Origin of the sequence: Prevotella conceptionensis 9403948 (genome assembly GCF_000312305.1) — a bacterium.
Classification (GTDB): Bacteria; Bacteroidota; Bacteroidia; order Bacteroidales; family Bacteroidaceae; genus Prevotella; species Prevotella conceptionensis.
This window is the reverse complement of sequence record NZ_HE999444.1, coordinates 265,297-275,032: the sequence shown is the minus strand read 5'-3', so window position 1 is coordinate 275,032 and position 9,736 is coordinate 265,297. Positions and strand designations below refer to the sequence as shown.

At 50.5% G+C, this 9,736-nt stretch carries 8 protein-coding genes and 1 pseudogene; 2 read left to right on the top strand and 7 right to left on the bottom strand.

What is annotated here, in order from left to right; translation table 11 throughout:
• The 7 genes from BN93_RS03285 to lon form a co-directional block, all read right to left on the bottom strand.
• Positions 1–735: alpha-L-fucosidase (locus BN93_RS03285; RefSeq protein ID WP_044259775.1), on the bottom strand; the 735-nt coding region annotated here is incomplete at its 3' end.
• Positions 736–824: 89 nt separating this feature from the next.
• On the bottom strand, positions 825–1,493 hold the full coding sequence (locus BN93_RS03280) for a glycosyltransferase family 2 protein (protein ID WP_232211094.1): 669 nt from the start codon (positions 1,491–1,493) through the stop codon (positions 825–827).
• Entirely contained in the window at positions 1,463–1,741 is a 279-nt protein-coding gene (locus BN93_RS18405) for a glycosyltransferase (protein WP_232211093.1), read from the bottom strand. The genes BN93_RS03280 and BN93_RS18405 overlap by 31 nt, the downstream gene beginning before the upstream one ends.
• 92 nt (positions 1,742–1,833) lie before the next feature.
• Positions 1,834–3,177, bottom strand: coding sequence for a DEAD/DEAH box helicase (locus tag BN93_RS03275; protein WP_019186936.1), 1,344 nt, complete (start codon positions 3,175–3,177; stop codon positions 1,834–1,836).
• 105 nt (positions 3,178–3,282) lie between these two features.
• Positions 3,283–4,425, bottom strand: coding sequence for an LptF/LptG family permease (locus BN93_RS03270; protein ID WP_019186935.1), 1,143 nt, complete (start codon positions 4,423–4,425; stop codon positions 3,283–3,285).
• 81 nt (positions 4,426–4,506) lie between these two features.
• Positions 4,507–5,634 carry a tRNA guanosine(34) transglycosylase Tgt gene (gene tgt, locus BN93_RS03265; protein WP_019186934.1) on the bottom strand — a complete coding sequence of 376 codons (1,128 nt, stop codon included), beginning with the start codon at positions 5,632–5,634 and terminating at the stop codon, positions 4,507–4,509.
• Positions 5,635–5,641: 7 nt separating this feature from the next.
• Positions 5,642–8,107, bottom strand: a complete 2,466-nt coding sequence (gene lon, locus BN93_RS03260) for an endopeptidase La (RefSeq protein WP_019186933.1) — start codon at positions 8,105–8,107, stop codon at positions 5,642–5,644.
• A gap of 213 nt (positions 8,108–8,320) precedes the next feature.
• Here lon and BN93_RS03255 point away from each other — a divergent pair.
• A pseudogene (locus BN93_RS03255) lies at positions 8,321–9,243 on the top strand (DMT family transporter).
• Positions 9,240–9,736, top strand: a 497-nt coding sequence (locus BN93_RS03250; protein ID WP_044259678.1) for an endonuclease/exonuclease/phosphatase family protein, incomplete at its 3' end; no start/stop codon positions are given. The pseudogene BN93_RS03255 and the gene BN93_RS03250, both read left to right, overlap by 4 nt.

The window sequence follows — 9,736 nt, the reverse complement described above, 5'->3', positions numbered from 1 at the left end:
ATTGTTGGCTATTAAGCATTGGGGTTGCAGCTTATGTATCATGGCATATTGCTGCGGAAGTTCCCAATCGAAAGGCGTTGGGTCGCTATCGTGGTCCCACCAGCCATCAAACCAAATGGCACCAACAGGCCCATAGTTGGTCAGTAGCTCAGTAAGCTGCGTATTCATAAAGTTGTAGTAGCTCTTCCAGTTAGCTGCATCCTTGGGCCTACCCGTTCCTTTACCCGTTCTTCCTACGGGATAGTCGGTGCGATACCAGTCTAGATGCGAGTAATACAAGTGTAGCTTAATGCCTTGGCGTGCGCAAGCCTCGGCCATTTCTTTGATAATGTCGCGCTTAAAGGGCGTACCGTCCACCGAATTGTACGTGCTGGTGCCCGTCTTAAAGAGCGAAAAGCCATCGTGATGGCGCGTGGTGATGGTTACATACTTGGCTCCTGCGGCCTTAATGGCAGCCACCCACTCGTCGGCATTGAAGTTTGAGGGGTAGAAAGTCTGCGCCAACTTGGGGTATTCCTTGTAGTTGATGTTGCGATTGGTCATCACCCATTCGCTTTCACCAATCATCGAGTACAGTCCCCAATGCAGAAACACGCCAAACTTTTGGTCTTGAAACGCTTCGCGCGCGGCAAGGTTTTGCGCCGTTGGCGTGTACTTGGAGGGTGCGTTGTTGTTTTGTGCCACCGCCCCTACGAAAGGAAGCAGGGCAAAGGCAAGTAAGATTGTTTTTTTCATTGCGTAAGTTAGTTTAGACATACATGTATGTTATATATATAATTATGGTGTAAGGCTTGTGCCCCATACGTTGTTTTTAGTTGCCTTTCTTAGGCTTTCGAGGCGGCATCGGTGTGCGCGATGTGCAGATAAGTACACAGCTTAAACAGCTTGAAGGCCACGAGCGAAGGCTTGAAACCTATGATGCGCCGATGCAACAGGGGCATCAGCTTGTTTAAAACCGAACGCACTGCCCCATCTAACCGCCATCGGCGCAATCGCCGTTCGAGCCGAATGATGGGCGAAAAGTCGGCCAACTCGGCACGAAAGGTGTATAGGGTGTGAAGTCCTTCGATGGTTTTACCCACGAAAACCACGTTGCTATCGTAATAATTAAAGCCAATGGGATTATCGATATGTGCCACCTCAATGCCTTTTTGCGCCAACGACATGCCCCAAAACACATCTTCGTAGCCGTAGGTGAGAAAGCGACTGTCGAACGGAACGGCCTGCATGACGCGCTTTGCCACCAAGATGTTTGACGTAGTGAGATGATTATAGGGGTGTTTGGCGCGTTGTTGGGGCGAAAACTGCCGCTCGGCGGCCTGTTCGTAGCGAACTCTCAGCAGGCGTTCGTCGGTCCACGCACCGCCTTTCGTTGTGTTTCCGCCGTAAACCACGCCCCATTCGTCGGGGGTTTGCAAGTAACGCTCCACAAAATGGGGCGAAACCACGCGCATATCGCTGTCTATAAATAGCAGCCAAGGCATGTTGGCCATGTCGGCCAAGTGGTTTCGGATGGCCGCGCGCCCCCACGTTTTTCCTCACGAACGATATGCTTACAATGGCTCAGTGCCGTTATTTCGGCATTTCGGGCGATGTTGTCGGGCTGATCACTGCCGTCTTCGGCCACCACTATTTCAAACTCCAAGCCACCCATTTCGCTTGCCTGCCTGTGCAGTTCGCGCACAAGGGGCAGACAAACGTAGTTGTAGGTGGGGATGAGGATAGACAATTGCGTTTTCATTCTTGTGCTTACTGCTGTTGAGTTGGGGCTTTATGGAAACGTACTTGGGCTAGGAGTAGCCCTTAGTTAACCGCCACAACCTCTCTTTATGTCTATGCGTTGCCTGCTGGCTTATTTGGTTTTCGGCGATTATGACTGCCCCGCGAACGGCCACTCTTGCCGCCTTGGGCATGTTGGTTGGTGGGTTTCGCGTTGCGATTGCGCCCTCCACGTGGTTGTCCTTGCCGCTGTCTGCCGCCGTACGAACCTCTCGAACCACCTTTTTTCGGTGCACGTAATGCAGTTTTATATTCGGGACCATCGCCTATACCTTCGGGTAACGGCACCTTTTCTATTTCTTTTTCCAAGAAACGCTCAATCTGTTGGAAGTAATAAACGTCTTGGTCGCTGATAAGTGTAATGGCAACGCCATCGCGTTCGGCACGTGCCGTTCGGCCAATGCGGTGCACATAGTCTTCAACATCGTGCGGAACATCGTAGTTTATCACCATCGTAATATCGTCGATATCAATACCGCGCGACAATATATCGGTTGCAACGAGCACGTCGGTTGCGCCACTCTTGAACTTGAACATCACCTGGTCGCGTTCCTCTTGCGAAAGGTCCGAGTGCATTTCGTCGCTGTTTATCTTCATCCGCACCAAGGCGCGGTTAATTTCCTTCACCTTTTGTTTCTTGCCAGAGAAGATAATCACGCGGTTAAGGTGGCCTGCCTTAAAGATGTCTTCAAGCACTTTAAGTTTCTGCGGCTCGTAACAAAGGTAGGCTTTCTGCGCTATTTTCTCGGCTGGCTTGCTCACTGCGAGCTTAATTTCAACGGGATTTTTCAGCAAAGTCTTGGCCAACTGCTCTATTTTAGGCGGCATGGTGGCCGAGAACATGATGGTTTGGCAGGTTGGCGGCAGCTGTTTGGCAATGGTCATGATGTCTTCCGAGAAACCCATGTCGAGCATACGGTCGGCCTCGTCTAACACAAAGAACGACACTTTGCTCAAATCAACATTGCCCAACTGTATGTGTGAGATGAAACGACCAGGCGTTGCGATGATAATGTCGGCTCCCAAGCGCAGCGACTTTATCTCTTGGTCGTAGCGGTTGCCGTCGTTTCCGCCGTAAATGGGCAAACTGCTCACGCTGTCTAGGTAGTAGCCAAAACCTTGCATGGCCTGATCTATCTGCTGTGCAAGTTCTCTTGTGGGCGACATGATGATGCAATTGATGGCATCGTGTGGGAAACCGCCATCGTCGAGCATCGACATGATGGGCAATAAGTAAGCGGCCGTCTTGCCTGTGCCTGTTTGTGCCACGCCCAAGATGTCTTTACCTTCTAGAATCTGGGGTATGCAATGCTCCTGAATAGGGGTACACGTCTCGAAACGCATATCGTAAAGTGCGTCGAGAACGTTGTCGTTTAAGTCTAATTCTTCAAATGTCATGTTGTGTAAGGCACGTTTTCTTCTTTCCTGTGCCGCTGTTTTTTAATATGATAATCTTCTTGCCTTGGTTTGTTTGCTGACTATTGGCTGCCTGCCTACTCGGCGTTAGTTGGGCGCGCTGCGGTAACAGAAGTAGGCCACAACAGCAAAGAGCAGGTTGGGAATCCACGCGGCGAGCATGGGAGGGGTATTGGCATTGACGGCAAACGTGGCCGAAACGGTTTGCAAGAGAATGTAACCAAAACTCAAAGCCAAGCCGATGCCGAGGTAAAGTCCCATTCCGCCCTTGCGCTTACGCGACGAGAGCGACAGGCCGATGGTGGTTAGGATGAACGATGCAAAGGAGGCGGCGATGCGTTTGTGGTATTCCACCTCATATTGCACCACGTTGCTACTGCCCCGCCCTATCTGTTTGGAGATGTAGGAAGAGAGTTCGGGATTGGTGAAAGTCTCTTGTTGGCCCTTAGAAAACACCAAGTCGGCTGGTTCCATCATGATGAGGGTATCTCGTTTGTCGCCGTATGTTATCTTCTCGCGCAAGGCTTTCATCTCGCGAATGCGCCAATTAGACACCTGCCAGTGGTATTTTGAATCGCTGATGGTGTCGTATTGTATTTCGGAAGCCGTCATGTGGCTCACCAATTTCTTGTTTTCAAACTTGTCTAGCGAAAATCCATAGCCCCGTTTCGTCTTGTCGTCGTAGTGTTGTATGTAGGCAATCACGCCGCGGTCTACCTGCAACTGCACGTTCTGTGCCGATGTATTCTTCTTGCTGTTCTTGTACATCGACTCGAAGTTCTGCCTTATCACCGTGCCATGAGGTATTACATAACCGCTAAGATAGAACGAAAGACACGATATGAGCAAGCACGACACCATGTAAGGACGCATCAAGCGATTGAAAGAAACGCCTGCGGCCAACATCGAAATGATTTCGGACGTGCCGGCTAACTTGGAAGTAAAGAAGATAACGGCAATGAATACGAACAGCGGACTAAACAAATTGGCGAAGTAAGGCACGAAATTGGCGTAGTAATCGAACACAATGGCCTTCAATGGCGCATGAAATTGGGTGAACTTTGCCAAATTCTCGTTCACATCGAACACGATGGCGATAGAGATAATGAGCAAAATCGAGAAGACGTAGGTGCCAATGAACTTGCGAATGATGTACCAATCGAGTATTTTGAGGTAGCGCGTGGGCAACAATACGCGCAAGAAAGCCAAGCGGGCAACAAGCCATGCCACCCACTTTTTGCCTCATACACCGTAGCCTCAACAGCCTGATAGAGCGTTTTATTTGCATTCGTTCCATTGTTTTTTTGCGCTTTACACGCGTCGGTTAAGGTTGTCGATAACGCTGGCCTTCCACTGAACAAAGTCGCCTTGCTCGATGTGCATGCGCGCATCTGCCGTTAGTCGCAGGTAGAAAGCCAAGTTGTGGATGCTTGCTATTTGCATGGCGAGCAGCTCTTGCGCCTTAAACAGGTGGTGCAAGTAGGCTTTCGAGTGGATGCGGTCTATCTCACAGCCGTCGGGGTCGATGGGCGAGAAGTCGTCTTCCCACTTTTTGTTGCGCATGTTCATCGTGCCTTGGTAGGTAAACAGCATGGCGTTACGTCCATTTCGGGTAGGCATCACACAGTCGAACATGTCTACACCACGTTCGATTGCTTCGAGAATGTTCTGCGGTGTGCCTACGCCCATGAGGTAACGCGGCTTGTCTTTGGGCAAAATTTCGTTTACAACCTCAATCATTTCGTACATCACCTCGGTTGGTTCACCAACAGCCAGACCGCCAATGGCGTTTCCATCGGCGCCTTTATCGGCCACATGCTTGGCCGCCTCTTGGCGAAGGTCTTTATAAGTGCAGCCTTGCACGATGGGAAAGAGGCTTTGCTGATAGCCATACAGCGGCTCGGTTTCGTTAAAACGCTTGAAACAGCGGTCTAACCAGCGTTGGGTTAGGCCCAAACTTTTCTTTGCATAGGCGTAATCGCTATTGCCCGGAGGGCACTCGTCGAATGCCATCATGATGTCGGCACCTATTATTCGTTCGGTGTCCATCACGCTTTCGGGCGTAAACACATGCTTGCTGCCGTCGATATGCGAACGAAACTCGCAGCCATTCTCGGTTAATCGGCGTATGCCTGTGAGCGAAAACACTTGAAAACCGCCCGAATCGGTAAGTATAGGCCTATCCCACGTGTTGAACTTATGCAGTCCGCCTGCCTTTTTCAGCACGTCTAGGCCTGGCCTAAGATAAAGGTGATAGGTGTTGCCGAGTATGATTTGCGCCTTCACCTGCTGGCGCAGTTCGCTGAAATGCACACCTTTCACCGACCCACATGTGCCTACGGGCATGAATACGGGTGTCTTTATTTGTCCGTGGTCGGTGGTGATAATGCCCGTTCGGGCGTCCGATGCCGCATCGGTATGTTGCAATTCAAATTTCATCTCGCTATCAATCCTTTTTCTTCTCTTCCTCAATGTCGAACTTGATGGCGTTTTCCACCACCTCGTTGGTCAGTGCGAAGTCCCAAACGTCTTGCACATTCTCCACGTAATGGAACTTAACACCCGTGAGATATTTCTCTGGAATTTCTTCTATATCTTTCTTATTGGCGCGACACATCATTATATCGGTGATGCCTGCGCGCTTTGCTGCCAATATCTTTTCTTTTATTCCGCCCACGGGCAGCACCTTTCCGCGTAGCGTTATCTCGCCAGTCATGGCGGTGTTCTTACGCACTTTGCGTTGGGTTAACGCCGAGGCGATAGACGTGGCGATGGTGATACCAGCCGAAGGTCCGTCTTTGGGGGTGGCTCCTTCGGGCACATGGATGTGGATGTTCCATTGGTCGAACAGGCGATAGTCAACACCAAGCTTGTCTACATGGGCCTTAACGTATTCCAAAGCGATAACGGCCGACTCTTTCATCACGTCGCCGAGGTTGCCCGTAAGCGTTAGTTTTGCCCCACGACCTTTGCTCAACGAGGTTTCGATGAACAGAATTTCGCCGCCAACGCTTGTCCAAGCCAAGCCCGTAACCACGCCGGCGTAGTCGTTGCCTTGGTAGATGTCGCGATAATAAGGTGGTTTACCCAGCAGCCCTTCTATCTCGGCAGGCGTTATTTTGGCAAAAGGCAACTCGCCGTTAAGGGCTCGCAGGTAGGCCATCTTGCGCAAAGCCTTGTCTATTTGCTTTTCAAGTTGCCTCACACCACTCTCACGAGTGTATTGCTCAATAATCTTTTCCAAGGCCGCCTTGTTGAAGTTGGGTTTCTCTGTGGCGTTTTTAACCAAGCCCGTGTTCTGCAATTCGCGCGGCACAAGGTGGCGTTTGGCAATTTCTATCTTCTCTTCGGTGATGTAACCGCTCACCTCGATAAGCTCCATTCGGTCGAGCAATGGGCGCGGAATGGTGTTGAGGTCGTTGGCGGTGGCAATGAAAAGCACGCGCGAGAGGTCGAAATCAACGTCGAGATAGTTGTCGTGGAAGGCGTTATTCTGCTCTGGGTCGAGCACTTCGAGCAAGGCAGACGAGGGGTCGCCGTGCAAAGTGTTCTGCGTTACCTTGTCTATCTCGTCGAGAATAAACACGGGATTGGACGAGCCTGCTTTCTGTATGCTCTTGATGATGCGGCCGGGCATCGCGCCAACGTAGGTTCGGCGGTGTCCGCGAATTTCCGATTCGTCGTGCAATCCGCCCAACGACATGCGCACATACTTACGGTTCATGGCCGTGGCGATGCTCTTTCCAAGACTGGTTTTACCCACTCCGGGAGGTCCATAAAGGCAAATGATAGGCGATTTAAGGTCGCCGCTAAGCTGCAACACGGCCAAATGCTCCAAGATACGGTCCTTCACTTTTTCCATTCCATAGTGGTCGTGGTCCAATACCTTTTGGGCGCGCTTGATGCTGAGGTCGTCTTTGGTGTATTCGTCCCACGGCAAGCCCACCATTGTTTGCAAATAGGTGAGCTGTATGCTGTAATCGGGACTTTGCGGATTAAGTGTATCGAGTTTATCTAATTCCTTATAGAATATCTTGCTCACCTCTTCCGACCACTTCTTGCCCTTCGCTTTCTCCTCCAACTCGCGGTGTTCGGGCGAACCTTCGCCGTTACCCAGCTCTTCCTTAATGTTCTTTATCTGTTGTTGCAAGAAGTATTCGCGTTGCTGTTCGTCGATGTCTTCGCGCGTTTTCGAACGAATGGTTTGCTTAATCTGCAACAGCTGCATTTCCTTGTTCAGGGTTTTGAGGGCGATATACACCCGTTCGAGCGAGTTGTCGGCCTCCAACATGTGCATCTTATCATTGAGATCGAAGGGCATGTTCGAGCAGATGAAGTTGGTAGCGATAACATCGTGGTGTATGTTTGCTATGGCAAACTGTGCCTCGTCGGGCATTTCCTCGTTCATCTTGATAAATTCCACGGTCTGACTGCGAAGGTCTTCCATGGCCGTATGGTATTCGCTCGTGTCTTCGCCGATAAACATTTCGGGTTTCTTAGTGGTCTGCGCCACGAGGTAAGGCTTGCGTTTCACCACGTCTTCTAGCTGGCAACGCCCCAATCCCTGCACAATGGCAGTGATGTTGTTGCCTGGCCCCGACATTTCGAGCACCCTAACCAACTTGGCATACACGCCTATGGGAAAGAGATCTTTCTTTCCTGGCTCCTCAATATCGGCGTTTTTCTGGCAGAACACGGCAAAGACCTGATCGGGGTCTTTCTTTAATTTGTTTACAAGACTTACACTTGCAGCCCTTCCCACAAGTATCGGCGTCACCACACCGGGGAACAATACGAGATTACGAGTGGCCAAAACAGGTACCACATCGGGCGTAGGGGTGTCGAAAAGCGTGCTGATATCGCCCTCGTAGTCGGCAATCATTTGTATTGAAGTATTGTTTCTTCTGTCCATTTATTCTTCTTTGCTCTTTAATAAGGCTACAAAGGTACGAATAAATCGTGAGATTAGGGCATTTCGCCCACATTAATAGCTAGTTCGAACACTTTGCTGCAATAAGATAAACTATCATTTTTAAAGCCCAACATATAAATATCGGCTCATTCGTTTGGCCGTTTTGTAATTAAAACCTACCTTTGCCAACAGCTATTTATCAATAAAACATACATGACAAAGCCTGCATCTGCACACGCAAACCTTCTTTACCACGTGGTGGCTTTCGTTACTGTGGCCATTTGGGGTTCTACATTCATCTCCACCAAGCTCCTTATTTACGCTGGTCTTTCGCCTGCGCACATCTTCACCTTGCGCTTTCTCATTGCATACGTGTTGATGTTGGGTTTCACGCTCGTTGGTCCGCGCAGGGCAGGAGGCCGCAAATTGCTGTGCAACAACCTTTCCGACAGGGCTGCATGATGCTACTTGGCATCACGGGCGGCTCTGCATTCTTCCTCATGCAGAACGAGGCGTTGCGCTTTTCCACAGCCACCAACGTGTCGCTCATTGTCTGTTCGTGTCCGTTGTTCACTATGGTACTCATGCGACTGCTGGTGCACGGCACGCGTTTAGGCTCCTTGCAGGTAGTCGGAACGCTTTTCTCCTTTGTAGGCATGGCCGCAGTGGTACTCAACGGCAAGTTTGTACTTCACCTTTCGCCGCTAGGCGACTTCCTTGCGCTATGTGCCTGCCTGGCATGGGCTTTCTATTCCATCATCATGAAACGCATGAACGAACGCTACGACAGCCTTTTTATCACCCGAAAGGTGTTTTTCTACGGTCTGCTTACCATGCTACCTTACTACATACTGGTGCCGCAGATGCCGCCACTGCATGCCTTGGCGCGCCCCGACGTTATCGGACACTTGCTTTTCCTCGGCGTTTTGGGTTCGATGATCTGCTTTCTTACATGGACCTGGGTAATGGGAAAGCTAGGAGCCATGCGTGCAACAAACTACATTTACGTCAATCCCATCACCACCATTGTATTTGCATGGCTCGTACTTCACGAAACCATCACTCCTTATTTCATTGTGGGAACGGTTTTTATACTCGTGGGATTGTTTCTTAGCAGCAAGGCAAAAACCACATGACAACACTTGGCACGCTCCTCATTTCGCTTTTTACGCTGGTTCAACTCAATTGCGAAAATCTCTTTGATTGCCGTCACGACAGCCTGAAAAACGACCAAGAGTTTCTGCCCACAGCCTATCGCCATTGGACTCCCTCGCGATATTGGAAGAAACTAAACCGCATTGGGCAAGAGATTGTGGCCTGCGGAGGGGAAGGAAAGCAATGGCGACTGCCCGACCTCGTGGCTCTTTGCGAGGTTGAAAACGACAGTGTGCTGCACGATCTCACACGCCGTTCGCTACTTCGCACGGCTCGATACGAATATGTAATGACACATTCGCCCGACCTTCGAGGCATCGACGTGGCCCTACTCTACTCGCCCTTCACCTTCGCACTTGTTAAAAGCTATGCCCTACGCGTAAACCCGCCTGCGGGCATGCGCCCCACACGCGACATCCTGTACGCCAAAGGCCTAACCTTTGGGGGCGATACGCTGCACATTTTTGTGCTCCA

Excerpts from the sequence above, each read along its gene's own strand:
- lon (WP_019186933.1), bottom strand. The coding sequence starts at position 8,107 with ATGGACAGAAGAAACAATACTTCAATACAAATGATTGCCGACTACGAG.
- BN93_RS03280 (WP_232211094.1), bottom strand. The coding sequence starts at position 1,493 with ATGGCCAACATGCCTTGGCTGCTATTTATAGACAGCGATATGCGCGTG.
- BN93_RS03275 (WP_019186936.1), bottom strand. The coding sequence starts at position 3,177 with ATGACATTTGAAGAATTAGACTTAAACGACAACGTTCTCGACGCACTT.
- BN93_RS18405 (WP_232211093.1), bottom strand. The coding sequence starts at position 1,741 with ATGAAAACGCAATTGTCTATCCTCATCCCCACCTACAACTACGTTTGT.
- tgt (WP_019186934.1), bottom strand. The coding sequence starts at position 5,634 with ATGAAATTTGAATTGCAACATACCGATGCGGCATCGGACGCCCGAACG.